This window comes from Cupriavidus sp. MPR-AND1C, assembly GCF_058809705.1.
Window position 1 is genome coordinate 255689 of the sequence record NZ_JBXASU010000001.1, and the last position, 25179, is coordinate 280867.

Sequence of the window (25179 nt, forward strand, 5' to 3'; positions counted from 1 at the left end):
ACCTCCGCCGTATTCAAGACGCCAGGCGGCTCGATCAGCGGCACCTTGGCCTCCTCGCCGCATACGGCTTGCGCTCCACGCCTTAAGGCACTACCGTCATTGCGTCAAGACTTTGGCCTGTATGTGCGGCTAATCCGCATCGCGGATGCGGCACCCGCGCCCGCGTGGATCAATCCCCGTGCACATCCTCCGGACGTTCGTGCAACACATGCCCGAATTCATCCAGCTCTTTCTGGATCCTCGCCATGCTGGCGTCGATGGCCTGCTGCGTAATCTCACCATCGACGAACTCGACCGAGACACGGGCCACGCGGGGATCCTTGTCGACGATGCCTTGCAGCACCTTGTCGAACAGCTTTTCCCCGGCACGCAGGCCGAGCGGGCGGGGCACCAGCACCTTGACCAGCAGGATCTCCGCCTCGCTTCCCGTTTGCGCCGCATCGGCGACGGCGGTGCGCAGGTACGATTTGAGTTTCAAGATACTCAGGTCGCCGGGAACGCCGATATGCGACACCCGAACCTTTTTGTCAGCCATGCGATCTCTCCGCCAGATTTGAACGCGAGGACTATACCGCAGGCGGCATCGGCCCGGCTCGGCCATGGACCCCGCCAACATGAGCCTGGCCCCCGGTGCGCTCGGAAAGCGGCTGGGTGGCGAGGCGCATGCCAGGAGCTCCTGAATCTTTTCGGCGCTGACCGGCAGGGCGGCATTGAGGTAGTGCATTGTGCGGAGCAAAAATCCATGCCGCGCCCGCGATCGTTGTAGCATCGCTGCCATGGACAACCTGCTCAGAAAACTCGACCTGACCTCGCTGCGACTGTTCGTTGCCGTTTGCCAGGAACAGAGTATTGCCCGCGCCGCCGAGCGCGAATTCATTGCGCCGTCGGCGGTGAGCCGCCGCATTGCCGAGATCGAAGCGCTGATCGGCCTGCCCGTGATCGAGCGCCATGCGCGCGGCATCACGGTGACGGCGGTGGGCGAGGCGGTGCTGCGGCATGCGCTGGCCATCATTGGCAGTGTCGAGGCGCTCAGCGCGGAACTGTCGCGTTTTACCTCCGGCGCGCGCGGCAACGTGCGCCTGGTGTGCAACCTTGGCGCCATCGTGCAGTTCCTGCCGGAGGACCTGGCGGCCTTTGGACGCGTGTATCCCGATATCGGCATCGAACTGGAGGAGCAGCACAGCCCCGAGGTGCTGCGCATGGTGGGCGAGCGCAGCGCGGACTTTGGCATCTGCAATGCGATCCAGGGCGTGGAGCAGTTTGTCTCGCTGCCTTACCGGGAGGACCAGCTCTGCGTGCTGGTGCCGCGCGGGCATGCGCTGGCGTCGGCGCAGCAGGTGCGCTTTGCTGACTTGTTGGGCGAGACCTTCGTCGCGCTGCGCGATGAGAGTGCGTTGAGCCGCCTGCTGGCGGAGCAGGCGGCGCGCTTGAACGAGGCGCTCAAGATCAAGATCCGGGTGGCGAGCCTGGATGCCTTGTGCCGCATGGTGCATGTCGGGCTGGGGATTGCTGTCGTGCCGAGGCAGGTGGGCGAGCTTTACCTCAACACCCTGGACGTGGTGGCGCGGCCGCTATCGGACCCCTGGGCGACACGGCAACTGGTGGTGGTGTTTCACTCCCGGGAGCATCTTTCGGCGAGCGCCTTGGCTTTGGTAGGCTTTCTTTGCCGGGAATAGGAACAAGGCGGGCAAAGCGAAGCGGGAGTGGGCAACCAGCCAGCCAGCCAGCCGTCGCAAACCGAGATGCCTGCCATGCCGACTGCGCACTTTGCCCCGGCGGCGCCAAACCATATAGTGGGGTCATCACAACGAGAATCCCCGCAATGGAAGCCACCATCCGCTTCGACGGCCGCGTGCTGTACCTGTCGCAAGACCCAGCCTGCGTGCGCGCCCAGCTCGACGGCAAGCCGATGACCCGGGCCGAGGCCGGCCCGCTGCGCGACAATATCTCCACCGATGAGATCACGCCCGTCACGATTATGCTTACCTACGATGAGCGTCTGGGGCAATTCCCTTACGTGGGGTTCCAGGCGGGGGGCGAGCAGCCGATCGGCCGCGATGCCATCCGCAATGGCGGCTTTGCCGTCACGGTGGCCGGCAAGCGCTATGGCAAGGGTTCTTCGCGCGAGTCCAGCCCGCTGGCGGAGCTGTCGGCCGGCATCCGCCTGATCGTTGCCGAGAGCTTCGAGCGCATCTACCAGCAGAACTGCGACAACATCGGCATCCTGACCACCACGGATTTCACGGTGCTCGACCGCGTGCTGGCGGGTGAGGCGATTCCCATCGAGGCGTTCCTCGCCGGGCGCGATGCGCTGACCCAGCAGGTGATCCGTGCCGGCGGCCTGCTGGCCTATAGCCGCGCGGCAAGCTGGCCGGCAGCGGGCGAGGGCGCGCAGGGAGCGCAGGCAATTGAGGCAACCGGCAACGCCGCACCGCGCACCTTGGTGGAAAAAATCATCGCCCGCCATCTGCTTCCTGGCACGCCGAGCGCCGAGCGCGGCCAGGGCGTGTTCGTGGCGGCGGACTGGCGCTTCTCGCACGACTACTTCACCGGCATGTGCGCGCACCTGATGCACCGTGCTTTCGGCAAGCCGGCAACGCTGCGCGAGCCGGATCACATCATCGCGTTCCAGGATCACCTGGTGCTGGCGGCCCAGAGCTTCCCGCATGTGCGCGACGGCTTGTTGCCAGGGGTGGCCAACCTGATGCAGGGGCATAGCAGCTTTGCGCACGACTACCCGGTGCGCTCGCATAACGCGCTTCCCGGTGACGTCCCCGGCTCGGAAGGCATCTGCCATGCGCTGATGGCCGAGCAGTACGCGCTGCCGGGGCAGGTGGTGGTGGGCACCGATTCGCACACGCCGCATTCCGGCGCGCTGGGTTGCCTGGCGTTTGGCGCCGGCGCTACCGATGTTGCCAATAGCTGGGTCACGGGCTACGTGCGCTGCAAGGTGCCGGAAACCCTGCGTGTGGAGGTGGAGGGTGAGCTGGCGCCGGGCGTGAGCGCCAAGGACATCGTGCTCTACCTGCTGCAGATGGACGCAATCCGCTCGGGCGGCGCCATCGGCGTGGTGTTCGAGTACGCCGGCAGCACGGTGCGCGCCTTGTCGATCGACGAGCGCGCCACGCTGACCAATATGGTCGCCGAGCTGGGCGGCTTCACCGGCATCGTCGAGCCAGACGACAAGACCGTGGCCTTCCTGAAGGCGCGGCGAGGCGTCGATTTTGTGATCGAGGAATGGATGCGCAGCGATGCCGGCGCAACCTATCGCGACGTGATCCGCATCGACGCCGCCGCCATCGCACCCATGGTGGCGCGTCCCGGAGACCCCGGCAACGGCATTGCGGCCAACACGCTGGCGCAGCCGGTGCCGGTGGACATTGCCTACGGCGGGTCCTGCACCGCAGGCAAGCGGGAGGATTTCGACTACTACCACGAGGTGCTGCGCTGGGGCCTGGCGCATGGCCTCAAGGTGTCGCCCCGCACCCGGCTGTTCCTGCAGTTCGGCACCCTCGGCGTGAAGGCTTACTGCGAAGCGCGCGGCTATATGGACACCTTCGCCGCCGCCGGCGCCACGCTGGTCATGCCGGGCTGCGGCTCGTGCGCCAACTGCGGGCCGGGCGCTTCCACCACCAGCGAGCAGGTCACCATCAGCGCCATCAACCGCAATTTCCCCGGCCGCTCGGGGCCGGGCCAGGTCTGGCTGGCCAGTCCTTACACGGTGGCTGCGAGCGCGCTGGCGGGGCAGATCAGCACATTCGGGCAATTGCAGGCAAGCCGCGCCGCACCCTAGCGCAGCCCGGCGTCCGCGCGCAAGCGGGGACGCGGCGGCATCCATAGCCGGGCGACAGATCCCGGCAGCCATCCACAGGAGACAACGATGTTCCCCAATACCTCGCGCGTGCTGCGCGCGGCGGGGCGGCTGCTTGCCGTCGCCGCCATCGCATTCCCGGTCATCGGCGCGCACCCCGCGCACGCGGCGCACGCCGCGGACAAGTATCCCGCCAAGACCGTGCGTCTGATCGTGCCGAACTCGCCGGGTTCCACCGCCGACGTGGTGGCGCGCGTGGTGGCCGAGGGCATGGGCCAGGACCTCGGGCAACCGTTCTACGTGGAGAACCTCCCCGGTGCGGCGGGCATCCCCGGCACGCGGCAACTTGTATCCGCGGCGGCGGACGGCTACACGCTCGCGGTGGTGTCGTCCAACCATGCCATCAACCCGGGCCTGTACCGCCATATTCCCTATGACAGCGTGAAGGACATCACTGCCGTGGGGCTGATCGGCACCACCCCGCTGGTGCTGGTGGTGGGTGCGGGCTCGCCGTACAAGACCGTGCAGGAACTGGTCGCGGCGGCGCGGGCGCATCCGGGCAGCCTGAGCTACGGCTCTTCAGGCAAAGGCAGCGTGCTGCATCTGGCCGGCGAGCTGCTGAAATCGAAGGCCGGCATCGATATGCTGCACGTACCCTACAAGGGCGTGAACACGTTGATGACCGATGTGCTCGGCGGACAGATCAACGCGGCCTTCCTGGCCACGCCTTCCGCCCTGCCGCAGATCAAGGCCGGCAAGCTGCGGGCGCTGGCGGTCAGCACGCCAGCGCGGCTCGACAGCCTGCCGGCGGTGCCGACCCTGGCGGAATCGGGCGTCAAGGACTATGCCTACGATGCCTGGATCGCGCTGGTCGGTCCCGCCGGGTTGCCCAGGGACGTCGCCGCGCGGCTGCAGCAGGCGCTGGTCAAGGCGCTGTCCGCACCCAAGGCGCGGGAGCTGTTTGCCGCGCAGGGCTTTGTCGTGAAGACCGGCAATGGCGAAGAGACGGCCCGTCTCATCCGCGACGAGCTGGGCAGGAGCCAGGCGCTGATCAAGAGCGCGTCGATCGTGGCGGAGTGAGGCGCGCTGGCCGAACGGCTCGCGCCACGGCGCCAGCTTCCATTCCCGCACGCCGGTCATGGCCATGCCAGGGTCCAGGCACGCCAGCGTGCTAAGCCGGTGCACCGGCATCCAGCGCCAGCGCGGCGCCATACACCGCGTGGCTCGCGATGCGTAGCGCTTGCGTCATCAGCATGGCCGCGGGCGAGAGCAATCGATCCGTGCGGGTGATGATGCCAAAGTCGTCCATATGACAGGGCAGCGGCAGCGGCACGATGGCGAGCAGGCCATGCTGCGCGTAGTACTGCGCGACGTCGTCGGTGAGCACGGCCAGCATGTCGCTGTGTTCCAGCATGCGTGTCAGGAACAGCAGCGCGGCGGTTTCCACGACGTTGGTCGGCGGCATCAGGCTGGCACGCTGGAACATCAGGTCGAAGCGGTGACGCAGCACGCTGCCGGCCGGCGGCACGATCCACGCCGCATCCTCCACATCGCGCAGTGTCAGCGCGGACTGCGCCAGCAGTGGATGGCCCAGCCGCGCCACCGCGCACACGGGCTCGCCCGCCAGCGGCTCGTAGCGTAGGCGCAGCTTGTCGTGCTCGGCAAACAGGCGTGCGACCACCAGGTCCAGCTTGTCCTGGGCCAGGCGTTCCAGCAGCACGTTGCTGTTCTCGATCTCCAGCGATACGCGCAGTCCGGGCTGCTCTCGCTTGACCTGCGCAACGGCCGGCGGCAGCAGCTTCACGCCGGGCGAGGTGATCGCGCCCACGGCCACATGGCCCAGCCGCCCGGTCTTGAGCGCCATCACTTCCTCCTGCGCCTGGTCCAGGCTGCCCAGCACCGCGCGCGCGTGCCGGATCATCGCTTCCCCATACCAGGTCGGGCGCATGCCGCGCGGCAGCCGCTCGAACAGCGGGACTTCCAGCATCTCCTCCAGTTCGCGCAGCAGCTTGGATGCGGCCGGTTGCGTCATGTTGAGAACGGCGGCGGCGCGGTGGATGTTGCCTTCGTCGGCAAGGGCGACCAGCAGCAGGAGCTGGCGGGTCTTGAGCCGGGCGCGGATATACCACGGGCTGGGCGTTGACATAGGGTTTACGTTGATATCTGAAGTGATATGGATACGGCCTCAATCTTCATTGGAAGGATATCAAACCGGGCCGTACACTCCGGCCATATTCAAAAACAGATTCAAGCAAGATGAGAGACAGCCTCCCCCGGACGCGTCCCGCTTTGGCGCCGGTCCCACGGTAGTCAAGGCGCCGCCCTTCATGGGCCGCCGCTGTCATCGCGTCCCAGTCCAGTCCCATCGTCCCCGTATTCAGGAAGCTCCCCCAATGCCGGAATCCAAATCCAAGCTGCGCTCCGCCCAATGGTTCGGCTCCGCCGACAAGAATGGCTTCATGTACCGAAGTTGGATGAAGAACCAGGGCATCCCCGATCATGAGTTCGATGGCCGTCCCATCATCGGCATCTGCAACACGTGGTCGGAGCTCACGCCCTGCAACGCGCATTTCCGCAAGCTGGCCGAGCATGTCAAGCGCGGTGTCTACGAGGCCGGCGGCTTCCCGGTGGAGTTCCCGGTGTTCTCCAATGGCGAGTCCAACCTGCGGCCCACCGCCATGCTCACGCGCAACCTGGCGGCGATGGACGTCGAGGAGGCCATCCGCGGCAATCCGATCGATGCCGTGGTGCTGCTCACCGGCTGCGACAAGACCACGCCCGCGCTGCTGATGGGCGCGGCGAGCTGCGACGTGCCGGCCATCGTGGTGACGGGCGGGCCGATGCTCAACGGCAAGCTGGACGGCAAGGACATTGGCTCTGGCACGGCCGTCTGGCAACTGCACGAGTCGCTCAAGGCCGGCGAGATCAATGTGCATCAGTTCCTCTCTGCTGAAGCCGGCATGTCGCGCTCGGCCGGCACCTGCAACACGATGGGCACGGCGTCCACCATGGCTTGCATGGCGGAAGCGCTGGGCACTTCGCTGCCGCATAACGCCGCCATTCCCGCCGTGGATTCGCGCCGCTACGTGCTGGCGCATATGTCCGGCATCCGCATTGTCGAGATGGCCAAGGAAGGGCTGACGCTGTCGAAGATCCTGACGCGTGCGGCGTTCGAGAATGCGATTCGCGCCAATGCGGCGATTGGTGGCTCCACCAACGCGGTCATCCATCTGAAGGCCATCGCGGGGCGCATCGGCGTGCCGCTGGAGCTCGAGGACTGGACACGCATTGGCCGCGACACGCCCACCATCGTCGACCTGATGCCCTCGGGCCGCTTCCTGATGGAGGAGTTCTACTACGCCGGCGGGCTGCCCGCGGTGCTGCGCCGGCTGGGCGAGGCAAACCTGCTGCCGCACCCGGACGCGCTGACCGTCAACGGCCGCACGCTGTGGCAGAACGTGAAGGACGCGCCCAATACCAATGACGAGGTGATCCGCGCGCTGGACAACCCGTTGATGGCCGATGGCGGTATCCGCGTGCTGCGCGGCAACCTGGCACCGCGCGGCGCGGTGCTCAAGCCCTCCGCCGCCACGCCCGGCTTGCTCAAGCACCGCGGCCGCGCCGTGGTGTTCGAAAACCTTGAGCACTACAAGGAGCGGATCGTCGATGAAACGCTGGACGTCGACGCATCGTCCGTGATGGTGCTGAAGAACTGCGGCCCGAAGGGGTATCCGGGCATGGCCGAGGTCGGCAACATGGGTTTGCCGCCCAAGCTGCTGCGCCAGGGCGTCAAGGACATGGTGCGCATCTCGGATGCGCGGATGAGCGGCACGGCGTACGGCACCGTGGTGCTACACGTGGCGCCCGAGGCCGCGGCCGGCGGCCCGCTGGCCGCCGTGCGAGACGGCGACTGGATCGAGCTGGATTGCGAGGCCGGCACGCTGCACCTGGACATCGATGACGAGGAACTGGCACGGCGCATGGCCGAGCGCGTCGACACACGCGCCGCAGGGGAGGGCGGCTACCGGCGGCTGTATGTGGACCATGTGCTGCAGGCGGACGAGGGCTGCGACCTGGACTTCCTGGTGGGCTGCCGCGGCGCCGCGGTGCCTCGCCATTCGCACTGATTGCGCCACTGCCGGCAATGCCGGCAGCGGCCACTGACAAGAACATGCAGGAACATTCGAGGAGACACAGATGAACACCACCCCCACGGCCGGCTTGGACCGGCCAGTCCCGCTTCCTGGCGCTGCGGATCTGCCTGGCGATACGCCGGCCGGCGCCGCCAGCGAGGAGAGCCGCATTATCAGCATGCTGACCCGCAAGCTGATTCCCTTCCTGGCGCTGATCTACGTGGTGGCCTATATCGACCGCTCGGTGGTTGGCTTTGCCAAACTCCACATGAATGCGGCGGTAGGTATCAGCGACGCGTCCTACGGGCTGGGCGCGGGTTTGTTCTTCATTGGCTACTTCCTGTGCGAGGTGCCCAGCAACCTGGCGCTGGAGCGCTTCGGCGCGCGCCGCTGGTTCGCGCGCATCTTGTTCACCTGGGGCGTCATCACCATGGCGATGGCGCTGATCAACAGCGCCAGCACCTTCTACGTGCTGCGCTTCTTGCTGGGCGCGGCCGAGGCGGGCCTCTATCCCGGCATCCTCTACTTCCTGACCAAGTGGTTCCCGATGCGCCATCGCGCCCGCATCATCGGCCTGCTGGTGCTCGCGCAGCCCATCGCCCTGATCGTCACCGGGCCGATCGCCGGCTGGGTGCTGTCCACCAGCGGGCTGTTTGGCCTGACCAACTGGCAGACCCTATTCGTGCTCAGCGGGCTGCCCGCAGTGCTCCTGTGCTTGCCCACGCTGCGCATCCTGCCCGAGTCGCCATCGCAGGCACGCTGGCTGGCGCCGGCGGACCGCGCCTGGATCGAGCGCGAGCTGGCGGCGGACCAGTCCACGTTTGCGCTCAAGGCGCACGGTAACCCGCTTGGCGCGCTCAAGGACAAGCGCGTGCTGCTGCTGGCCTTGCTGTTCCTGCCGTTCCCGCTCAGCATCTACGGCTTGTCGCTGTGGCTGCCCACCATCATCAAGCAGTTCGGCGTGACGGATGCCACCACGGGCCTGCTGTCGGCGGTACCGTACCTGTTCGCGGTGGTCGGGCTGTACCTGGTGCCACGCCATTCGGATCGCAAGGGCGAGCGCTACTGGCACATCATCGTGGTGTCGGCCATGGGCGCGATCACGATGGCGGCCAGCGCCTGGGTCCAGACGCCCGCGCTGCAGTTCCTCTTCATCTGCCTGACTGCGTTCTCGATCTATTCGATCCAGGCGGTGGTGTGGGCGCTGCCGGGCCAGTTCCTGACCGGCGCCAGCGCCGCCGTGGGCATTGCGACCATCAACTCGCTGGCCAACCTGGGCGGCTACCTTGGCCCCTACGGGATCGGCCTGATCAAGGATGCGACGGGCAAGCTGGCCTCGGGACTCTACTTCCTGGCCGCCATGCTGGTGTTCGCCGTGCTCATGACCTTTGTCGTGCGCTCGGCGCTGGAGACGCCGGCAAGGTCCTGATGCCGGCGTTGGTTCCTGTTGGTTCCTTTGCACCGGCGCGACCGGCGTGACCGGCGTGCGTGGTTTGGCTCGCCGGCGTCCTCGTGCCTACAGTTCCACGAACACCGCGCCGTTTTCCACCTTCACGCTGTATGCCTGGATATCGCTGGTCAGCGGCTCGCACATCGCCCGTCCGGTGCGCACGTCGAACTTGCCCTGGTGCAGCGGGCACTCGATCTCGTGCCCGTCCAGGAAGCCGTCGCACAGACGCGCGTTGCCATGGCTGCAAGCGTTGTCTGTGGCATAGATTGCGTCGCCCACGCTGTACAGCGCGATTTCCTTGCCGAGCGCGTTGACCGCCACGACATCGTCCTTGGGGATTGCCACCAGCGGGATCACCTGGGTCCATTGCTTTGACATGGTCTGCCTCTAATCTCAATAGTCAGATTTCAAATCGGGTAGATGATCGAGTTGGCGATCATCTCGCTGTCGAACACGCATAGCCGGGACTCGAACTTCAGCCCGTCCCCCGTGCGCCGGATCACATCGATATAGCGGCCCACGTTGTACACGGTGGTTTGTCCGTCCGGCTTGGTGCGAAAGACGGCATAGCTGGCCTCGGCGTCGATCCGCTGCGCATCGGTCTTCAGGATGCGCGGTATGCCGACCACATGCCGCTGGTAGTACGGATCGTGGAAGATGGTCTCGGTCGCGCCATAGATACGGTCCTTGAGCATGCCGCGGCTCTCGAAGCAGAGCGTGGCAAGCGGCAAGCCGGCTTCGTGGTTCTCGCGCGGCTGGAGCTTGTAGACGCAGGCCTCGGTGAAAAAGCCGGGCCATTTGTCCCATTCGTTGTTGTCCAGCGCGCAAGCGTAGTCCGTGTATAGCGCCAGCACCTGGGTGTAGGTTTCAAAGTCGAGCATGTCTCAGGCCTCCATCACGCGGCGCCAGTAGTTGTACATCCCGCGGATCAGTGTCTCGGTCACCATGTGGTCCGTATCGCCGATCTCGCGCCCGCCGAGTTCCGCCACCGTCCGGTGGAATGGCTTTTGCTCGAAGCCTTGCTGGGAGAACTCGATCACCTCGCCGTCGTCGGCCGAGACAAAGCCGGCCGGGCCGAACAGGTTGGCCTGGCGCAGGCGGCGCCGGGTCATGTCGGCGTCGTCGCCCTCGAAGCCGAAGTGCGTCCACACGAAGTTGAACGAGCCGTGGCCGGTGGGCTGGATGTGCCGCGTCGACACCGAGTTGACCTGCTGCTGGATGATGACGCTGGGGAACAGCGTCATCATCACCGCCGTGGGCTCTCCCCACCAGGGTTCCTGCACCACATCGAGGAAGCGGTCGTCATGCAGGCGCATCTGTTCCTTGAAGCTGGACACACCGCTGGTGACGTCGCCCTTGCCGCCCTGGCCGCGCGTGGAGATCATCGCGGCGTGGCGGAAGTGCTCGTCCATCTTGAGCGCCGACTTGTTGTCGGCGCGCCAGAGCCCGAAGGTCACGAACCACGTGTGCAGCAACCCCGGGTGATACGGGTCCTTGATGTTCTCCTGCATCAGCTTCCAGTTGCCGGGAATCTGCTGGCGGTTATAGCCGAGGATGGTCAGCTTGCGGCCGTCGAAGACACGGTCGAAGTAGGCCAGGATGGTCGGGCCGAGATAGTCCTCCAGCGCCGGCACCTCATGGTCGAACGAGGCGAAGATCACGCCGTTGCGGCGCGCCACCTTGAGCTTGGTCAGGCCGTGCGCCTTCGGGTCGAAGTCGGCGGGCATGCCGCCATTGACCTTGCCGTCAAGCTTGACGCCTCGCCGGAACGGCACGCCGACCAGGTTGCCCTTGAGGTCGTAGTTCCACTGGTGATAGGGACAGGTGAAGTCCTTGCGGTTGCCGGAGCGCTCGCGGCAGAACCGCACGCCGCGATGCGCGCAGACGTTCTCCACCACGTAGATCTCGCCATCCGCCGCGCGGCTGGCAATGACCGAGCGCTCGCCGATGGCGGTGCGCTTGAAGTCGCCAGCGTTCGGGATTTCCGCTTCCAGCCCGATATAGCACCAGTGGCCGGCGTAGAAGAAGCGCTCCAGCTCCTGCCGGTAGACGTCGTCATCGGTATAGGCCCAGAAGGGGATCCGGCTGGAGCCTTCGTCCTGCCATTCTTTTTTCTTGAATACAACAGCTTGCTCGCGCATGGTTTGTCTCCGCGATGTTTGTGATGTTTGTGATGTTCGTGATGTGGGGCGTAACGGGTCAGACGCCGCTGGCGTGGAAGGCGTCGGCATGGATGTGCTCGGGGTCCATGCCTCTTTGGCGCAGCAGGATGGAGGCGGCATCGACCATGACCGGGGCGCCCGCCAGGTAGGCACGCCAGCCCTGCATGTGCGCCCAGTCGTCGGCCACCGCCTTGGTCACCACGCCACCCCGGTAGCCGTTGCCGTCGCCGGCCGATGCCACCACCACGTGCACATGCATTGCCGCATGGCGCGCCTGCAGCTCGCGCAGCCACTCCAGGCCATAGAGGTCGGCATGCGTGCGAACACCAAAATACACGTGCACCTCGTTGCGCATGCCGCCGTCGAGCATGCCGCGCAGGATCGACAGGATCGGGGCCAGCCCGGTGCCACCCGCGATGCAGATCACCGGCCCGTCGAACTTGCGCCGCAGGTACGCCGTGCCTAGCGGGCCGGCAACGCGGATGGCGTCGCCAACCTTGAGTTCCGACGCCACATAGGACGTCACGCGCCCGTCGGGCACCAGCCGGATATGGAATTCGAGCTCGGTGGCGCCGTGCGCCACCGCCATCGAGTAAGGCCGGATATGGCGCGGCGTGAACTGCAGCGTGGCGTACTGTCCTGGCGAGAAGTCGAGCGGCTTGGGAATTGCCACGCGGACCCGCTTGATGTCATGGGTCAGGTCGTCCAGGGCGGTCACGGTGCCCTTGAGGATCCTGGCGGGATGGACGACGACCTCGTCGAGTTCCGGGATCTCGATCGCGCAGCTCTCCACCAGCGTGGTCTGGCACGCCAGCACCGACTGGCCGGCGGCCATGGGCGCGCGCGAATCCTCGGGGCCGCTCGCCTGGGTGCGGCCGGCCAGGACCTTGCAGCGGCAGGTGCCGCAGCGCCCGGCCATGCAGCTATACGAGATGGGCACCTGGTTGGCCCGCAGCACGTCCAGCAGGTTGTCGCCGGCTTGCGCGTGCAGCGTCCTGTCCAGCGGGTGGATGGATACTTCCATGGGGGCGTCTCCAGCTAGTTCTTCGTGGCATCCGTTTGCCGATGGGCGTATGTTGGCGCCGCGGGTAGAATTAATAAATAGAAGGAAGGTGATACGTCATATCACTGTGAGTGATAAAGGGGGGCTGACATGGAGTTGCGGGAGATCGACCTGAACCTACTGGTCGTGTTCAATGAACTGCTGCGCCTGAGGCGGGTGTCCGCCGTGGCCGAAACGCTGGGCACTTCGCAGCCGGCCATCAGCAACGCGCTCAATCGCCTGCGCAAGCTGCTGGGCGACGAGCTGTTCCTGCGGACCTCCAAGGGCATGGTGCCCACGCCGTTCGCGGAGAACCTGGCGGAGCCGATCGGCTACGCGCTCGGCGCCATCCACAACACGCTCAATGCGCAGTCCGTGTTCGAGCCGGCCACCAGCGCGCGCGCCTTCACCATCGCCATGACGGATATCGGCGAGATCTATTTCCTGCCCGACCTGATGAAGCGGCTGTCCGAGGTGGCGCCCGGCGTGACCATCAGCACGGTGCGCAACCATACGGTGAACTTGCGCGAGGAAATGGAAAGCGGACGCGTGGACCTGGCGATCGGCTTCATGCCCGACCTCAAGGCCGGCTTCTTCCAGCGGCGGCTGTTCCGCCAGCGCTACGTCTGCCTGTTCCGCCAGGGCCATCCGCTGGCCCGCGAGGGCATGACCCTCAAGTCATTTGGCAGTGCCGAGCACGTAGCCATCGTCGCCGCAGGCACCGGGCACAGCATGGTGGACGAAGTGATCCAGCGCGCCGGCGTGCCGCGCCAGGTCCGCCTGCACGTCCCGCACTTCGTGGCGGTGGGCCATATCCTGCAGACGACCGACCTGATCGCGGTGGTGCCCCAGGCCTATGCCGAGCGCACGTTAAAGCCCTTCGGGCTGGAGACGGCGCCGTGCCCGGTGAAGATCCCCGATATCGTGATCAACGTGCTCTGGCACGCCAGGAACAATCGGGAACCGGCCAACCAATGGTTGCGGCAGGTGGTGTTTGAGGAATTTTCGAGGTAGTGGTGCGCTCAAAGCAAGATCGTCGAAATTCAGGAAGTGAGGAAACGCGATGAACGCACCTACTAACGTCCAAGTGATCAATGGGCCGGATGGGAATCCCGCCTTTGTGGTGATCCCCTATGCAGAGTATGTGGCCGGCCACACGAGCGAGCGCAATCTTGTGCCGCATGATGTGGTTACGCGCACCGTCGGCGGTGCGAGCCCCGCCCGGGCCTGGCGGGAACACCTGGGCTTGACCCAGGCTGAGGTTGCCGAGCGTCTTGGCATCTCGCAACCGGCATACGCGCAGCAGGAGCACAGTGACAAACTGCGCAAGGCGTCGCGCGGGAAGATCGCTGCCGCCCTTGGCATTGCTGCCGGCCAGCTGGATTTCTGACGCTGTGCATCCGCACTGGCGGCAAACGCGCCGGTCCGCGCTTACGCCCCCAGCACTTCCTCGCAAACCGAAAACCATGCCCGCGCCGCATGCGATAGGTAGCGGCCCGGCGACCAGATATGGGCGAGCGCCCAGTCCATGGCCGGCTCCGTCAGCCGCGCCACGGCGAGCTTGTCGCGGATGTCGAGCTTGTCCAGCAGCGGTTGGGGCAGGAAGGTGGTGCCCAGCCCGGCCGCGGCCATCGAGGCGAGGAAGTCCCAGTGCCCGCTTTGCGCCACGATGCGGGGCTCGAGCCGGGCGTCGAGAAAAGCCTGCCGCAGCTTGCGGGTCAGGGAGAAGTCTTCGGTCAGCATCAGCAGGGGCTCGTCGCGCAGCGCGGCCAGGGTGACGGTCTTGCCCTTGGCCCAACTGGCCTTGCGCGGGCCCGCGGCCCAGATCGGGTATTTGGCGAACTCGCGCGTGGCCAGTTCCAGGCCGCTGTCCCGGGGGAGTACGGTGGCGCCGACTTCGAGTTCACCACTCGCCACTTGCTGCTCCACCATGTGGCCGCCATGTTCTGCCAGGCGCAGCTCCAGGTTGGGATAGCGCTGGCGGAAGGCGCTGACGGCCGGCGAGAAGAACAGGTTGGCCATGGGCGGGATTCCCACGGTCAGCTGGCCACGGCCTAGCGAGGAGAGATCGGCCACTTCCAGCGTCAGCCGGTGCACCACGCCAAGCGCTTCCTGCCCGCGCTCGTAGACCACGCGCCCCACATCGGTCAGCCGCACCTGCTTGCCTTCGCGGATCAGCAGTGGCTGGCCGATCTCGTCTTCCAGTTGCCGCACCATTTTGCTGATGGTGGATTGCGTGACGAACAGGGACGTCGCCGCCTGGGTGAAGCTTTTCAGGCGAACGGTTTCAACAAAGTAGCGCAGGGCGCGGATGTCGATGGGCATCGGGTGCTTCCTTTCCCATGAAAAAAGCGAATGTGATTTGCAATTTTAAATCATGTGAGGAATGTCCGCCAGTTGGCTACACTGCTGGCCTACGCTCTTTTCAATGGATATTCGCGTCATGGCTAGCTGGCCCAGCGCACGACAGTGGCTCTTTTCACTGAAGGCGTTTGCCGCCTCGATGCTGGCGCTCTACATCGCGCTCGCGCTGGGTTTGCCCCGCCCTTACTGGGCGATGGCAACCGTCTATTTTGTTTCCCACCCGCTGACCGGCGCCACCCGCTCCAAGGCCGCTTATCGCGTGGCGGGTACGGTGCTGGGTGCGACGGCCGCGGTGGTCACGGTGCCTTTGCTGGTCAACGCGCCGGTGTTGCTGATGGCCGCGATCGCCCTGTGGACGGGAGGCTTGCTCTATTTCTCGTTGCTGCAGCGCACGCCGCGCAGCTATGTCTTCCTGCTGGCCGCCTATACGCTGCCGATCGTGGCGCTGCCGGCAGTCAGCGAGCCGGCGCAAGTCTTTGATATTGCCGTGGCGCGCATCGAGGAGATCGTCATCGGCATCCTGTGCGCCGGCATGGTGGGCGCCATCGTCTTCCCGGCCAAGGTGGCGCCCGCGCTGCGCGCCCGCTGCGCCACCTGGCTGGCCGATGCGGCATTGTGGGCCACCGACATGTTGTCCGCCGACCCTGATGCCAATGCCACGCGCCACGGCAGCCGCCACCGGCTGGCCGCCGACATCCTCGCGCTGGACCAGCTCATCACCCAGCTCTCCTACGACACGGAAAGCGCGCACACGCTGCGCCACGCCCGCGCCTTGCGCGAGCGCATGACGATGCTGCTGCCCGTGCTGTCCGCGCTGGCCGGCGTGCTGCAGGCATTGCGGCGCCATGCCGAGGGCATACCCGATAGCCTGGCGCGCCATATGGCCGCCATGTCTGCGTGGATTCGCGCGGGCTTCGACGGCCCCGCGCCCGCGCTGGAGCCGGAGGCGGGCCCGTGGGCGGACTATGCGCGCGCGCCGGGCTGGCATGGCGGGCTGGTCGCCACCGCCAACGATCAGCTGCGCACGCTGGCCGCGCTGTGCGAGGACTGCCACGCCCTGCAGCATGGCATTGGCGACCAGGCGGCCAGTGCCGCCGCGCCATCGATGCGTGCGCTTGGGCGCGGCGCCGAGCGCGCCGACCGGGCGCATCACCACGATCACGCCATGCTGCTGTTCTATGCCTGCTCCACCAGCCTGGCGGTGTTTTGCGCGGGCATGCTGTGGATCGCCTCGGGATGGGAGGACGGCGCGGGATCGGTCGCCGTGGCGTCCATCGCCTGCTGCTTCTTTGCCACCATCGAGGAGCCCCGGCCGGTCGCGCATTCGTTCTTGCGCTGGAGCGGATTCTGCTTCGCCGTATCGTCGTTCTACCTGTTCCTGGTGGTGCCGAACGCGCACAACTTCGAAACCCTGGTGGGCATGCTGGCGTTGCCCTACATGGGCATCGGCATGCTGATATCGCGGCCCGGCTTCAACCTGATCGCCATGCTGCTGTCGGTCAACACGGCGTCGTTCGCCAATGTGCAGAGCGTCTACGACACGAATTTCCTGACCACCTTCAACGCCAGCCTGGCCAGCATCGGCGGCATGCTGTTCGCGCCTTTGTGGGCCATGGCGACGCGGCCGTTCGGCGCGCGCGTGGCGGCGCACCGGCTGATCCGCGCGAGCTGGAAGGACCTGGCGCAAGCCGCCACGCGGCGCGAGCCCGGCGAGCACGCCCGGCTCGGCGGCCGCATGCTGGACCGGCTCAGCCAGCTGGTGCCAAGGCTTGCGGCCAGCGACGACAAGATGGCTTCGGATGGCTTTGCCGAGCTGCAGGTCGGGTTCGGCGCGCTGGCGCTGCAGCGCAGCCTGCCTGGGCAGCACCCGGCCGCGCGCCGCGCCGTGGCCAGGGTGCTCAACGCGGTTGCCTTGCATTTCCGTGCGCGCCTGAAGGCCGGCCACGCGATGGCGCCGCCGGATGCGCTATCCGAGCGGATCGACAAGGCGCTGCGCGAGGTGGCCATGCAAAGCGGCGCATCGCAAAGTCCCGGCGAGCCTGCGCGCAGTGCGCTGGGCGCGCTGATTGCGTTGCGGGTCACGTTGTATCCAACGCAGCCGCAGCCTTTGCAGGCCGTGCCAATCCCGTTGCAGGCGCAGCCACGATGCTAAGCGCAGAAATCGATCTCTACGGCGTCTTCGTGCCCGGCTTGCTGGCGTTGATGCTCCTCACCTTCGTTATCACCGCCTGCATGCGTGCGGCCCTTGCGCGCGCAGGCTTTTACCGGCTGGTCTGGCACCGGTCGCTTTTCAATCTAGCCCTTTACGTCATCGTGCTGGGTGGCGTGGCCGCCATGGCCCGCTGGCTGCAATCATGAAATTCAAGTTCCGTTTGCTGGTCCCCGTGATGTTGACCCTGCTGGCCACCGTGGCCGCGCTCGTCGTCGGCAAGCATCTTTGGGATTACTACACCGTGGCGCCATGGACGCGCGACGGCCACGTGCGGGCCGACGTTGTGCAGGTTGCGCCGGATGTCTCGGGGCTGGTGACGCAGATCCTCGTCAAGGACAACCAGCGCGTGCGGCGCGGGCAGGTGCTGTTCGTGATCGACCAGGACCGCTACCAGCTGGCGTTGCGCCAAGCCATGGCGAGCGCCGCCGCGCAGCGCGCCACGCTGGCGCAGGCGCGCCGGGAGGCGGCCCGCAGCCACGCCTTGTCCGAGGTGGTTGCCACCGAGGTGGTGGAAGAGGGGCAGGCGCGGGTGCAGCAGGGCGAGGCGGCGCTGGCGCAGGCGGAGGCGGCGGTGGCGCTGGCCAGGCTCAACCTCGCCCGCACCCGGGTGGCCAGCCCCGTCGATGGCTTTCTCAACGACCGCCTGCCGCGCCTGGGCGACTATGTGGTCCTGGGCCGGCCGGTGCTGTCGATGGTTGACCTGAACTCCTTCTACGTCGAAGGCTATTTCGAGGAAACCAAGCTGGGGGGCATCCGCATCGGCAACCCGGTCTCCGTGCGCATCATGGGCGAGCGCACGATCCTGCACGGCCACGTGCAAAGCATCGCCGCCGGCATCGAGGACCGCGACCGCAGCAATGGCACCAGCCTGTTGCCCAATGTGAACCCCACGTTCAACTGGGTGCGGCTGGCGCAGCGTGTGCCGGTGCGCATCGTGCTGGACGACGTGCCGGCGGATGTGCGGCTGGTGTCGGGCCGCACGGCAACGGTCTCCGTGGCCCAGCCGCGCAACACCATCGCCGTGCTGCGCGACGAGACCACGCAGGAGAGCGCGCAATGAGCAAGCTCAGCCTTGTCCTGCTGCCTGCCTTGGTCCCGCTGCTGTTCGCCTGCACCACCGTGGGCCCCGACTACCACGTGCCGGAGCACGCGGCCGTGCGTGCGCCCGAGGCCAACGGCCCCTTGCTCGGCACCGATGGCCCGGCCGTCTCGGTGGCGCCGGTCCCGGACGACTGGTGGCGCCTGTACGACGACCCCAAGCTCGACGCGCTGGTGCAGCAGGCGCTCAGCGCCAATACCAGCCTGCGCGTGGCAGCCGCCAACCTGCGCCGGGCGGTGGCGATCTATCACGAGGTGGAGGCGGAAAACCTGCCGCAGGCGGCCTTCTCCGCCAAGGCCGAACGCGCGCAGATCGCGGGCGAGAGCTTCCTGCTCAAGGAGAAGGTGCCGGTCTTCAACCTGGGCGACGTCGGCTTCTCGGTGTCATACCTGGTGGACTTCTTCGGCAAGCTGGCCCGCGCCGACGAGGCCGCGCTGGCTAGCGCCCAGGCAAGCCAGGCCGCGCTGGACATGGCGCGCGTGAGCGTGGTCGCGCAAACCGTGCAGGCCTATGTGCAGGGTTGCGCCGCCACGCACGAGCTGGCGGTGGCGCAGGAGCAGCTCGCGCTGCAGACGCGCGGCGTGGAGATCGCCGCCAAGATGGTGGCCGCCGGCCGTGGCCAGCCTGCCGACATGTTGCGCGCACGCGTGCAGGCCGAGACCTTGCGCGCAGCATTGCCGCGCTTCAAGGCGCAGAAGGAGGGCGCGGCCTACCGGCTCGCCGTCATGCTGGGCCAGCCGCCGGCAGCGTTGCCGCAAGCCGCAGCCGAATGTCATGAGGAGCCCACGCTGCGCCAGGCGATGCCTGTCGGCGACGGTGCCGCGCTGCTCAAGCGCCGCCCCGATATCCGCCAGGCGGAGCGCGAGCTGGCAGCGGCCACGGCGAAGATCGGCGTGGCCACCGCCGATCTCTACCCCTCGGTCCGCATCGGTGCGTCGGCTGGCCTGAGCGGCATCCTGAGCGATCTCGGCACTGGCCCGACCGCGCGTTGGGGCATGGGCCCGCTGATCACCTGGAACCTGCCCACCAATGGCGTGCGCCCGCGCATCCACGGCATGGAGGCTGGCGCGGACGCGGCACTCGCCCGCTTCGACGGCGTGGTGCTCAAGGCGCTGGAGGAGACCCAGAGTGCGCTCAGCGCCTACACGCGCGAGCTGGAGCGCAATCAGTCCTTGCGCGTGGCGCGCGAGGACGCAGGTGAGGTCGCCCGCCAGCACCGGCTGCTGTACCAGTCCGGCCGCGTGCCGTATTTGTCCAGCCTGGATGCCGACCGCACGCTGGCCGGTGCCGAAGCGGCACTGGCGGCGTCGGACAGCCAGGTGGCCCTCAACCAGATCAACCTGTTCCTGGCGCTGGGCGGCGGCTGGCAGAACAGCCCGAAGGTGGCAGAGCACAGGATGAGCGAGGCGCACTGAGTGGCTGCGGCCCTATGCCTATGCCTATGCCTATCCCTATGCCTATCCCTATGCCTTGCCGCGCGCGTGCTTTGCCTTGGTGCCGGTGACATGCCGGACCGATTCGATAAAGCGTTGCACGCGCGGCGAGCGGCGCGCCGCCGAGTAGACAAACTCGATATCGACCTCATCGGTCAGGTCGGCCAGCGCGATGAAGGCGATAGTGGGCGGCGCGTGCAGCTGTGAGCTGGCGGGCACCAGCGCGCAGCCCATGCCGGCGGCGACCAGCCCCAGGATGGTTGGGGTGTCGGTGCCGATCTGGACGATATGCGGCGTGAACCCGGCCTTGGCGCACGCCGCGATCAGCAAGCTGTGCTGCGCACTCGACTTCTCGCGGTTGAACCACACAAAGCGTTCGCCGGCGATGTCGGCCAGCCGCCGCGGGCGCTTCGCCGGCGCGACATGCTGCGCCGGCACGGCCAGCACAAAGCGCTCCCGGTACAGGGCGATCCCGCTCAGGCTGGCATCGTCCGGCGTGCGCCAGGCCATGATGCCGCCGTCCAGCTCTTCGCTGCGGATCGCCTGTGCCTGCTGCAATGACAACAGCGGCTCGATGCAGAGCAGGATCTCCGGGGTGTGCTCACGGAAGTGCGCAAGGATGGCCAGCGTCACCGGCGAGGCCAGGTAGCTGGGCATGATGCCGAGCGAAAACGAGCCGGTCTGGCCCTGTGCAATGCGATAGGCCCGGTCGCGTGCCTGTTCCAGCTGCAGCAGCGACTGCTTCGCGTCGTGCAGCAAGCTGGCGCCGGCATCGGTGAGTTGCACGCCCTTGGCATGCCGCTCGAACAATGGGGCGCCGATCGCCCGCTCCAGATCCTGGACCTGCCGCGACAAGGCCGGCTGCGTGATGTTCAGCGCCCGGGATGCCGCAATGATGCTGCCTTCTTCCGCGACGGCGATGAAGTAGCGCAAGTGCCGCGTTTCGATGTTTCGCATGCTCTGCGGTTGCCTCTGAATGTTGCTATGCCTTGCAAGTATAGCTTTCAGGATTGACAGGCATTTGACCGCATAGGCGGCAGGCTTCTACCATTCAAGGTTCTTCATGCCAGAACCAAGAAGCGCCACCATGCCCCATGCTGACAACGCCCTGCCCGCGAGCCTGCACATCGTCACCCCGCTGCTGCGATCCACGTCTTTCTCGGCACGGCTGGGGCGCTCGGTGTGGTTCAAGATGGAGGCGCTGCAGCCCCCGGGCTCGTTCAAGGCGCGCGGCATCGGCCATGCATGCCAGACCTACAAGGAGTGGGGCGCAAAACGCCTAGTGTGCTCCTCGGGCGGTAATGCCGGCATTGCCGTCGCTTACAGCGGGCGGCTGCTTGGCGTGCCGGTGACCGTCGTCGTGCCCGAGACCACCTCGGCCGCGGCGCGCGAGCGTATCGCGGCGGAAGGCGCCGAACTGGTGGTGTACGGACGTGCGTGGAGCGAGGCCAACGATCACGCGCTCTCGCTGATGCGCCCGGAGTATGCATTTATCCACCCTTTTGACGATCCCCTGCTGTGGGAAGGCCACGCGACGATGATCGACGAGGTGGCGGCCGCCGGCGTCAAGCCGGGCGCGGTGGTGCTATCGGTAGGCGGGGGCGGCTTGCTGTGCGGCGTGCTGGCCGGGCTGGAGCGCAATGGCTGGCACGATGTGCCCGTCATCGCGGCCGAGACCGTTGGCGCGGATTCCTACGCCGCCTCGCTGGCGGCCGGCGCGCAGGTCGAGCTGCCCGCCATCACCAGCATCGCGACCTCGCTGGGTGCCAAGAGCCCTTGCGCCAAAGCGCTCGAGTGGTCAAAGGTGCATTCGATTGTCAGCGAGGTGGTCACGGACAAGGAGGCGGTGGGCGCGTGCCTGCGCTTTTTGGCCGAGCACCGGATCGTGGTGGAGCCGGCATGCGGCGCGGCGCTGGCCGCGCTGGAGCGCAAGCCTGCCGCGGTGACGGCGGCGAGCGACGTGCTGGTCATCGTCTGCGGCGGCGCCGGTGCCACGGCCGAACAGCTGCAGGCCTGGGATCGCGGCGCCTGACCGACGCCCGTGGTCCGGCCCTGGCGCCTCAATACTCGTGGCGCAGGTGCCTGGCCTGGCGCGGCAGGCGCAGGCTGACCCCGAACGCCAGCGCCATCATCGCCGTCACATACCAGTAGAACGCCGACTGATGGCCGGCTGATTTCAGCGCCAGCGCCACGTACTCGGCCGAGCCGCCAAAGATCGCATTGGAGATCGCGTACGCAAGCCCCACGCCCAATGCCCGCACTTCGGGGGGAAACATCTCCGCCTTCACGATGCCGCTGATCGATGTATAGAGACTGACGATTGCCAGTGCGATAGAGATCAGCGCGAAGGCCGCGAGCGGGCTGGAGACGATCTGCAGGGCGCTCAGGAGCGGCACGGTGGCGGCTGTCCCCAGCGCGCCAAAGGCAAGCATATTGCTGCGCCGGCCAATGCGGTCAGACAATGCGCCAAACAGCGGCTGCATGCACATATAGACAAAGAGGCAGCCGGTCATCACCGTGCTTGCCGTCTTGATGGACATGCCGGCGGAGTTCACCAGGTACTTTTGCATATACGTGGTGAACGTGTAGAAGATCAGCGAGCCGCCGGCGGTATAGCCCAGTACGGTAAGGAACGCCGCCTTGTGATGCCGGAACAGCGCGGTGAGGCTGCCTGCCTCCTTGTTGCGGCGCGTGGCCGCGGATGTCGTTTCGCGCAGCGTGCGGCGCAATGCCAGTGCCACCACGGCGGTGAGCGCGCCGATCACAAACGGAACGCGCCAGCCCCAGCTCCGCAGTTGCCCCTCATCCAGCAGTTGCTGAAGCACCACCACTACCAGCACCGCCAGCAACTGGCCACCGATCAGCGTGACGTACTGGAACGACGAGAAGAACCCGCGTCGCCCCTTGAGCGCAATCTCGCTCATGTACGTGGCCGTGGTGCCATATTCGCCGCCGACCGACAAGCCTTGCAGCAGCCGCGCCAGCAACAGCAGCGCGGGCGCCCAGTTGCCGATGGCGCCATAGGTAGGCAGGCAGGCGATCAGCAGCGAGCCGAAGCACATCATCAGCACCGAGATCAGCATCGAGGTCTTGCGCCCGTGCCGGTCCGCTATCCGCCCGAACAGCCAGCCGCCGATCGGTCGCATCAGGAAGCCCGCGGCGAAGACGCCGGCGGTGTTCAGCAGTTGCGCCGTGGGGTCGGCCTTGGGGAAGAACGAAGGTGCGAAGTAGATGGCGCAGAACGCGTAGACGTAGAAGTCGAACCACTCGACCAGGTTGCCGGAGGATGCGGCAACGATGGCGTAGATGCGCTTGCGGATGTCTTCGGGGGAGGGAGGCTGGAGCGGTGCGGGGCGAGGAGAGTCTGTCATTCAGGGTGCGGCCGGGAGCGTTCTGTTTTTTGTGATGGCAGTCTGGGGCCTGGGGAAGGGCGTGCAGAGTGTACCCATGCCATACGCGCGGACAGCATGATTTAAAGTCGCGCGGACCAGTCGGGTTTCGCATGCGCCGATGGTGGTGGTGCGGGCCATCCACCGTTCATGCGCGACCCGCGCAGTTTTTTTTGTTGTGAAAAATTCGACTGGAAGTGAGACGTTTAATTCATCCCAGGAATGATTCGCCGTGGCTACACTATGTGCTTGTACCGCGCTGCTCAACGCATCGAATGCATCGAATGCGTCGAATACGCGGTGCAGATCAAAAGGCGAAACAGACGACATGCGGGACGCAAGAATCCGCCTATCCCGCTCCACACCCAGTGGAAAGTGCCGCCCAATCTGGAATTAAGCAGCAATCATGATTAAGAAGCGCATCACGACCCTTGTTTCCGCAGCCGCCTTCGGCGTCTGCCTCCTGGCCGCAACGCAAGCCGGGGCAACGGGTCCGAAAGATAGCACCAACGCCGGCGACAAGTACGGCTACGCACTCCACAACGGCAAGCGCGACCCCTTCACCGACGGTGCCCGCGTTGGCGACCGCCGCAGCCCCTTCACCGACGGTGCTCGCGTTGGCGACCGTCGCGATTCGTTCACGGACGGCGCGCACGGCAGCGCAGCCGCGGCACTGGACCTCGCCGGGCGCGACCTGACCGGTGTGTCGGCCGCGCCGGCGCATGGTGCGGCGGACAACCGCCAGGCCAGCGCCTGATACAGCGCTGCCGGTCCGGCCCTGGGACCCCTCCACCCATGGCCGGACCGGCCAGTATGGAAGTATCAAGATCCTCCACGCAATGTCATTGCCATTGCCAATTTCGTCTCAAGACAAATCATGAAAACCATCGTGCTGGCGCTGCTGAGCGTCACGACCCTCGCTGCCTCGCTGCCCGCGCTTGCCGGTCCCGACTGGACCGTTATCGAACGCGCGCGCGCCCAGAAGCAGGTGCAGGCAAAGCAGCAGGCGCAGACGCCTTGCGCACTGAAGTCCAACCAGGCAACGGCCGCGTCCGGCGCCGACGGCAAGCAAGGCTGAGCCTCACCGCTATCTCTGCTTATCGCTCGTTATCGCTGGTTGTCGCTCCCCCGTGGCCCGGCTCGGCGTGGCGTTCATCGAAAAAGCCACGCCGGCATGACTGGCGTGGCTTGGCTTGGCTCGGTCTGATGCCGCGCGGCTCAGGACGCCAGGACGATGACCATCCACATCAAGCCGAAGCGATCGGCCGTCATGCCAAAGCGTGGCGAGTAGAACGTCTTGCCTAGCGGCATCAGCACCTGGCCGCCCTCGGCCAGGGCGTTGAACACGCGGTCGGCGCTGGCCACATCGGGCACGGTCACGGACAGCGAGAAGCCCTGGAAATCGGGCTTGCCCGTGCACCGGCCATCGGACATCATCACCACGGTCTCGCCGATGCGCATGGACATGTGCATGATCTTTTCTTCGGTGCCGGCCGCAGGCGCGCAAGCGCCTTCGGGCGGGGGAGACTCCGGCGGGGGCGCTTCCTTGAAGCGCATCATCATGACCACCTCGGCGCCTACGGCGCGCTTGTAGAACTCAGCCGCTTCCTCGCAACGGCCTTCAAAGAACAGATAGGGTTGGACTAGCATCTTGTCTCCTTTCCACTTCCAGGGTTGAAACGCGTCGGGGGTTGAAACGCACCGGCATCGATGCGTGCTGATGCACCACCAGCCATCGGCCGGCGATCTTGCGAAAACAAACTGTCGGCCAGGGCACGCACCTGGGCTTCGCTGCCAGGGTGCGACGCGGTCTGGGAGGGCAGGGAGGTGTTCACCATCCTTGCGCGTTGAGCCAAGGGGGGCGCGGTGTCGTGGCGCCGGTTCGCTCAATCATGTGTACACTGTCCACTACAGTAGTAAAGAAAATGGATGCTGTCCACATGGTGAGGAAATGACCGGCGCAAAGCGCTCTTCACGCATCCCGCGCACCGCGCGCATCGCGAGTTCAACGGATCCGGCCGACGCCGGCGGCACTGCCGTTCCCGCGGATCCGGAGATAGCCACCACCCCCGCCACCCCAACGC

General features: G+C 66.4%; 24 protein-coding genes. 14 read left to right on the forward strand and 10 right to left on the reverse strand.

Annotation, left to right across the window (positions count from 1 at the left end):
- Window positions 1-169: 169 nt before the first annotated feature.
- Window positions 170-535 (reverse strand): hypothetical protein, encoded by a 366-nt coding sequence (locus tag AC1RWI_RS01225; protein ID WP_043356450.1) that lies wholly within the window; start codon window positions 533-535, stop codon window positions 170-172.
- Window positions 536-776: 241 nt separating this feature from the next.
- Between AC1RWI_RS01225 and AC1RWI_RS01230 the strand changes: the two genes are divergently transcribed.
- The 3 genes from AC1RWI_RS01230 to AC1RWI_RS01240 all read left to right on the forward strand — a co-directional run bounded on the left by AC1RWI_RS01230 (window position 777) and on the right by AC1RWI_RS01240 (window position 4891).
- Window positions 777-1676, forward strand: a complete 900-nt coding sequence (locus AC1RWI_RS01230) for a LysR family transcriptional regulator (RefSeq protein WP_492864022.1) — start codon at window positions 777-779, stop codon at window positions 1674-1676.
- Between the two features lie 146 nt (window positions 1677-1822).
- A complete protein-coding gene (locus AC1RWI_RS01235; protein ID WP_492864024.1) occupies window positions 1823-3793 on the forward strand; it encodes an aconitase family protein in 1971 nt (656 codons plus the stop codon).
- An 87-nt stretch (window positions 3794-3880) separates the two neighbouring features.
- Complete coding sequence (locus tag AC1RWI_RS01240) at window positions 3881-4891, forward strand: Bug family tripartite tricarboxylate transporter substrate binding protein (protein WP_492864026.1); 1011 nt, start codon at window positions 3881-3883, stop codon at window positions 4889-4891.
- 91 nt (window positions 4892-4982) lie between these two features.
- Here the strand turns inward: AC1RWI_RS01240 and AC1RWI_RS01245 are convergent, their stop codons facing one another.
- Window positions 4983-5957, reverse strand: a complete 975-nt coding sequence (locus tag AC1RWI_RS01245; protein WP_492864028.1) for a LysR family transcriptional regulator — start codon at window positions 5955-5957, stop codon at window positions 4983-4985.
- 247 nt (window positions 5958-6204) lie between these two features.
- Between AC1RWI_RS01245 and AC1RWI_RS01250 the strand changes: the two genes are divergently transcribed.
- A complete protein-coding gene (locus AC1RWI_RS01250; RefSeq protein ID WP_492864030.1) occupies window positions 6205-7938 on the forward strand; it encodes an IlvD/Edd family dehydratase in 1734 nt (577 codons plus the stop codon).
- A gap of 70 nt (window positions 7939-8008) precedes the next feature.
- On the forward strand, window positions 8009-9373 hold the full coding sequence (locus tag AC1RWI_RS01255) for an MFS transporter (protein WP_082055204.1): 1365 nt from the start codon (window positions 8009-8011) through the stop codon (window positions 9371-9373).
- A gap of 87 nt (window positions 9374-9460) precedes the next feature.
- On the opposite strand, the gene AC1RWI_RS01260 is transcribed toward AC1RWI_RS01255, so the two are convergent.
- Genes AC1RWI_RS01260 through AC1RWI_RS01275 form a run of 4 tightly spaced genes read right to left on the reverse strand, consistent with a single transcriptional unit; the run spans window position 9461 to window position 12580 of the window.
- Window positions 9461-9772: a non-heme iron oxygenase ferredoxin subunit gene (locus AC1RWI_RS01260; protein ID WP_043356441.1), complete on the reverse strand. Its 312-nt coding sequence runs from the start codon at window positions 9770-9772 to the stop codon at window positions 9461-9463.
- 29 nt (window positions 9773-9801) lie between these two features.
- Complete coding sequence (locus AC1RWI_RS01265) at window positions 9802-10275, reverse strand: aromatic-ring-hydroxylating dioxygenase subunit beta (RefSeq protein ID WP_492864033.1); 474 nt, start codon at window positions 10273-10275, stop codon at window positions 9802-9804.
- A gap of 3 nt (window positions 10276-10278) precedes the next feature.
- The gene (locus AC1RWI_RS01270) at window positions 10279-11535 is read right to left on the reverse strand and encodes an aromatic ring-hydroxylating dioxygenase subunit alpha (protein WP_492864035.1); all 1257 of its coding nucleotides are present in this window, start codon (window positions 11533-11535) and stop codon (window positions 10279-10281) included.
- Between the two features lie 58 nt (window positions 11536-11593).
- Entirely contained in the window at window positions 11594-12580 is a 987-nt protein-coding gene (locus AC1RWI_RS01275) for a 2Fe-2S iron-sulfur cluster-binding protein (RefSeq protein WP_492864037.1), read from the reverse strand.
- A 129-nt stretch (window positions 12581-12709) separates the two neighbouring features.
- Here AC1RWI_RS01275 and AC1RWI_RS01280 point away from each other — a divergent pair, with 129 nt between their 5' ends.
- The gene (locus tag AC1RWI_RS01280; protein WP_043356435.1) at window positions 12710-13612 is read left to right on the forward strand and encodes a LysR family transcriptional regulator; all 903 of its coding nucleotides are present in this window, start codon (window positions 12710-12712) and stop codon (window positions 13610-13612) included.
- Window positions 13613-13661: 49 nt separating this feature from the next.
- On the forward strand, window positions 13662-13988 hold the full coding sequence (locus AC1RWI_RS01285; RefSeq protein ID WP_043356434.1) for a helix-turn-helix domain-containing protein: 327 nt from the start codon (window positions 13662-13664) through the stop codon (window positions 13986-13988).
- 41 nt (window positions 13989-14029) lie between these two features.
- Here the strand turns inward: AC1RWI_RS01285 and AC1RWI_RS01290 are convergent, their stop codons facing one another.
- A complete protein-coding gene (locus tag AC1RWI_RS01290; protein WP_492864039.1) occupies window positions 14030-14923 on the reverse strand; it encodes a LysR family transcriptional regulator in 894 nt (297 codons plus the stop codon).
- 118 nt (window positions 14924-15041) lie between these two features.
- Between AC1RWI_RS01290 and AC1RWI_RS01295 the strand changes: the two genes are divergently transcribed.
- From AC1RWI_RS01295 to AC1RWI_RS01310, 4 genes are read left to right on the forward strand one after another with little or no spacing between them, the layout of a single operon-like run.
- On the forward strand, window positions 15042-17114 hold the full coding sequence (locus tag AC1RWI_RS01295) for an FUSC family protein (protein ID WP_492864041.1): 2073 nt from the start codon (window positions 15042-15044) through the stop codon (window positions 17112-17114).
- The gene (locus AC1RWI_RS01300) at window positions 17108-17320 is read left to right on the forward strand and encodes a DUF1656 domain-containing protein (protein WP_150985049.1); all 213 of its coding nucleotides are present in this window, start codon (window positions 17108-17110) and stop codon (window positions 17318-17320) included. The genes AC1RWI_RS01295 and AC1RWI_RS01300 overlap by 7 nt, the downstream gene beginning before the upstream one ends.
- Entirely contained in the window at window positions 17317-18234 is a 918-nt protein-coding gene (locus tag AC1RWI_RS01305; RefSeq protein WP_043356428.1) for an efflux RND transporter periplasmic adaptor subunit, read from the forward strand. Before AC1RWI_RS01300 ends, AC1RWI_RS01305 begins: the two co-directional genes overlap by 4 nt.
- The gene (locus AC1RWI_RS01310; RefSeq protein WP_043356426.1) at window positions 18231-19688 is read left to right on the forward strand and encodes an efflux transporter outer membrane subunit; all 1458 of its coding nucleotides are present in this window, start codon (window positions 18231-18233) and stop codon (window positions 19686-19688) included. Before AC1RWI_RS01305 ends, AC1RWI_RS01310 begins: the two co-directional genes overlap by 4 nt.
- Before the next feature lie 48 nt (window positions 19689-19736).
- Here AC1RWI_RS01310 and AC1RWI_RS01315 read toward each other — a convergent pair whose 3' ends face one another.
- Window positions 19737-20663 (reverse strand): LysR family transcriptional regulator, encoded by a 927-nt coding sequence (locus AC1RWI_RS01315; protein WP_492864044.1) that lies wholly within the window; start codon window positions 20661-20663, stop codon window positions 19737-19739.
- Between the two features lie 130 nt (window positions 20664-20793).
- Between AC1RWI_RS01315 and AC1RWI_RS01320 the strand changes: the two genes are divergently transcribed.
- Window positions 20794-21738 carry a pyridoxal-phosphate dependent enzyme gene (locus AC1RWI_RS01320; RefSeq protein ID WP_492864046.1) on the forward strand — a complete coding sequence of 315 codons (945 nt, stop codon included), beginning with the start codon at window positions 20794-20796 and terminating at the stop codon, window positions 21736-21738.
- A 28-nt stretch (window positions 21739-21766) separates the two neighbouring features.
- Here the strand turns inward: AC1RWI_RS01320 and AC1RWI_RS01325 are convergent, their stop codons facing one another.
- Entirely contained in the window at window positions 21767-23077 is a 1311-nt protein-coding gene (locus AC1RWI_RS01325; RefSeq protein ID WP_492864048.1) for an MFS family transporter, read from the reverse strand.
- 424 nt (window positions 23078-23501) lie between these two features.
- Here AC1RWI_RS01325 and AC1RWI_RS01330 point away from each other — a divergent pair, with 424 nt between their 5' ends.
- Window positions 23502-23852 carry a hypothetical protein gene (locus tag AC1RWI_RS01330; protein WP_043356419.1) on the forward strand — a complete coding sequence of 117 codons (351 nt, stop codon included), beginning with the start codon at window positions 23502-23504 and terminating at the stop codon, window positions 23850-23852.
- A 120-nt stretch (window positions 23853-23972) separates the two neighbouring features.
- Complete coding sequence (locus AC1RWI_RS01335) at window positions 23973-24173, forward strand: hypothetical protein (RefSeq protein ID WP_043356417.1); 201 nt, start codon at window positions 23973-23975, stop codon at window positions 24171-24173.
- A 140-nt stretch (window positions 24174-24313) separates the two neighbouring features.
- Here AC1RWI_RS01335 and AC1RWI_RS01340 read toward each other — a convergent pair whose 3' ends face one another.
- On the reverse strand, window positions 24314-24745 hold the full coding sequence (locus tag AC1RWI_RS01340; protein ID WP_492864051.1) for a VOC family protein: 432 nt from the start codon (window positions 24743-24745) through the stop codon (window positions 24314-24316).
- Window positions 24746-25179: the final 434 nt, after the last annotated feature.

Bases quoted from the DNA above. Each gene is read 5' to 3' on its own strand.
- AC1RWI_RS01340 (WP_492864051.1), bottom strand. From the start codon at position 24,745: ATGCTAGTCCAACCCTATCTGTTCTTTGAAGGCCGTTGCGAGGAAGCG.
- AC1RWI_RS01315 (WP_492864044.1), bottom strand. From the start codon at position 20,663: ATGCGAAACATCGAAACGCGGCACTTGCGCTACTTCATCGCCGTCGCG.
- AC1RWI_RS01320 (WP_492864046.1), top strand. From the start codon at position 20,794: ATGCCCCATGCTGACAACGCCCTGCCCGCGAGCCTGCACATCGTCACC.
- AC1RWI_RS01330 (WP_043356419.1), top strand. From the start codon at position 23,502: ATGATTAAGAAGCGCATCACGACCCTTGTTTCCGCAGCCGCCTTCGGC.
- AC1RWI_RS01265 (WP_492864033.1), bottom strand. From the start codon at position 10,275: ATGCTCGACTTTGAAACCTACACCCAGGTGCTGGCGCTATACACGGAC.
- AC1RWI_RS01260 (WP_043356441.1), bottom strand. From the start codon at position 9,772: ATGTCAAAGCAATGGACCCAGGTGATCCCGCTGGTGGCAATCCCCAAG.
- AC1RWI_RS01275 (WP_492864037.1), bottom strand. From the start codon at position 12,580: ATGGAAGTATCCATCCACCCGCTGGACAGGACGCTGCACGCGCAAGCC.
- AC1RWI_RS01235 (WP_492864024.1), top strand. From the start codon at position 1,823: ATGGAAGCCACCATCCGCTTCGACGGCCGCGTGCTGTACCTGTCGCAA.
- AC1RWI_RS01335 (WP_043356417.1), top strand. From the start codon at position 23,973: ATGAAAACCATCGTGCTGGCGCTGCTGAGCGTCACGACCCTCGCTGCC.
- AC1RWI_RS01240 (WP_492864026.1), top strand. From the start codon at position 3,881: ATGTTCCCCAATACCTCGCGCGTGCTGCGCGCGGCGGGGCGGCTGCTT.
- AC1RWI_RS01255 (WP_082055204.1), top strand. From the start codon at position 8,009: ATGAACACCACCCCCACGGCCGGCTTGGACCGGCCAGTCCCGCTTCCT.
- AC1RWI_RS01280 (WP_043356435.1), top strand. From the start codon at position 12,710: ATGGAGTTGCGGGAGATCGACCTGAACCTACTGGTCGTGTTCAATGAA.
- AC1RWI_RS01310 (WP_043356426.1), top strand. From the start codon at position 18,231: ATGAGCAAGCTCAGCCTTGTCCTGCTGCCTGCCTTGGTCCCGCTGCTG.
- AC1RWI_RS01285 (WP_043356434.1), top strand. From the start codon at position 13,662: ATGAACGCACCTACTAACGTCCAAGTGATCAATGGGCCGGATGGGAAT.
- AC1RWI_RS01290 (WP_492864039.1), bottom strand. From the start codon at position 14,923: ATGCCCATCGACATCCGCGCCCTGCGCTACTTTGTTGAAACCGTTCGC.
- AC1RWI_RS01300 (WP_150985049.1), top strand. From the start codon at position 17,108: ATGCTAAGCGCAGAAATCGATCTCTACGGCGTCTTCGTGCCCGGCTTG.
- AC1RWI_RS01270 (WP_492864035.1), bottom strand. From the start codon at position 11,535: ATGCGCGAGCAAGCTGTTGTATTCAAGAAAAAAGAATGGCAGGACGAA.
- AC1RWI_RS01245 (WP_492864028.1), bottom strand. From the start codon at position 5,957: ATGTCAACGCCCAGCCCGTGGTATATCCGCGCCCGGCTCAAGACCCGC.
- AC1RWI_RS01305 (WP_043356428.1), top strand. From the start codon at position 17,317: ATGAAATTCAAGTTCCGTTTGCTGGTCCCCGTGATGTTGACCCTGCTG.
- AC1RWI_RS01295 (WP_492864041.1), top strand. From the start codon at position 15,042: ATGGCTAGCTGGCCCAGCGCACGACAGTGGCTCTTTTCACTGAAGGCG.
- AC1RWI_RS01325 (WP_492864048.1), bottom strand. From the start codon at position 23,077: ATGACAGACTCTCCTCGCCCCGCACCGCTCCAGCCTCCCTCCCCCGAA.
- AC1RWI_RS01230 (WP_492864022.1), top strand. From the start codon at position 777: ATGGACAACCTGCTCAGAAAACTCGACCTGACCTCGCTGCGACTGTTC.
- AC1RWI_RS01250 (WP_492864030.1), top strand. From the start codon at position 6,205: ATGCCGGAATCCAAATCCAAGCTGCGCTCCGCCCAATGGTTCGGCTCC.
- AC1RWI_RS01225 (WP_043356450.1), bottom strand. From the start codon at position 535: ATGGCTGACAAAAAGGTTCGGGTGTCGCATATCGGCGTTCCCGGCGAC.